Origin of the sequence: Dietzia maris (assembly GCF_014144855.1) — a bacterium.
Lineage (GTDB): Bacteria > Actinomycetota > Actinomycetes > Mycobacteriales > Mycobacteriaceae > Dietzia > Dietzia kunjamensis.
In genome coordinates, this window is record NZ_JAALDN010000466.1 from 1 (window position 1) to 1,428 (window position 1,428).

Annotated in this window: 2 protein-coding genes; both read left to right on the top strand. The window is 72.5% G+C overall.

The window, feature by feature from the left end; translation table 11 throughout:
- Positions 1–32 precede the first annotated feature (32 nt).
- Positions 33–749, top strand: a complete 717-nt coding sequence (locus tag G6024_RS14390; RefSeq protein WP_478213496.1) for a glutaminyl-peptide cyclotransferase — start codon at positions 33–35, stop codon at positions 747–749.
- The coding region (locus G6024_RS14395) for an MFS transporter (RefSeq protein ID WP_478213495.1) at positions 742–1,428 on the top strand (687 nt) is incomplete at its 3' end. The genes G6024_RS14390 and G6024_RS14395, both read left to right, overlap by 8 nt.

Genomic DNA, 1,428 nt, shown 5'->3' on the forward strand with positions numbered 1-1,428 from the left:
GCTCGGCCGCCGGGAGTTCGGCGGCCCCCCGGGTGCCGGTCGGGCCGTCGGACCCGCAACCCGCGCGCGGCTCGGTGGAGGTCGTGCGCACGCTCGAGCACGACCCGTCCTTGTTCACCCAGGGGCTACAGGTGGTGGGCGACGAGATCTACGAGTCGACGGGGCGGGTCGGCAGTTCCGTGGTCCAGCGTCGACCGCTGGGGGGTGGCGAGCCCGCGGTGACCGTCGCCATGGCGGGGGACGAGTTCGGCGAGGGCCTGGCCGTCACCCCCGACACCCTGTGGACCCTCACCTGGCAGAAGGGCATCGCCCACAACCGCGACCCGCAGACCCTCGAGGTGCGCTCCGAGGTCCCGTACGAGGGCGAGGGCTGGGGCCTGTGCTCCGACGGCACGGCGCTGGTGATGAGCGACGGCTCCGACACCCTGACCTTCCGCGACCCGACGACCTTCGAGCCGACCGGACGCGTGTCGGTGACCTCGGGGGGCACGCCGGTCACCCGGCTCAACGAACTGGAATGTGCGGACGGCTCGGTCCTCGCGAACGTGTGGATGACCGACGAGATCGTGCGGATCGACCCCGCCACGGGGCAGGTCACCGCCATCTACGACGCCGGGCAGCTCCAGCAACCGCGGCCCGCCGACCCCGATGCCGTGCTCAACGGGATCGCGGCACTGCCGGACTCCGGGAACGTCCTGCTCACCGGCAAGCTGTGGCCGACCATGTACGAGGTGCGCCTCGTTGGGTGAGCGTACCGCCGGTCCCGCGCGCCGCGCCGCCTCCTCCGCCGGACGGGGCGTGCGCCGGGTCTTCCACGCCGACGGCGCGGACCGTTCGGGACTCGCTCCGCTCAGCTACGTCACGGTCGCCAACTTCGCCTGCGACGCGATTCTCGCCGTGGCCCTGGCCAACACCCTGTTCTTCTCCGCCGCGACCGCGGAGTCCCGCGCCAGCGTGGCGCTGTACCTCCTGGTCACGGTCGCGCCGTTCGCGCTGATCGCGCCGGTCATCGGCCCCGCCCTGGACCGCCTCCACCGGGGCCGACGTCTCACCGTCTCACTGACGTTCACCCTGCGTGCGGTGCTCGCGGTGATCCTCGCGCTGAACTTCGACTCCTGGCTCCTGTACCCCCTCGCGCTGGGCATGCTCGTGTTGTCCAAGACGTTCGGCGTCGTCAAGGCGTCCATCACCCCCCACGTGCTGCCCCCGACCCTGGACCTGGTCCGCACCAACTCCCGCCTGACCGTGCTGGGGCACGTCTGCGGCAGCCTCATCGCAGGGGCGACAGCCGGCGCCGTGGCATGGCTGTGGGACTCCGACGCCGCCCTGTGGTTGCTCGCAGCGGTCGCCCTCGTCGCGGCCTACGTCGCCGTGACCATCCCCGCGCACGCCGAGGCGTCCCGGGACGAGGAGTCCGCCACCCTGCGG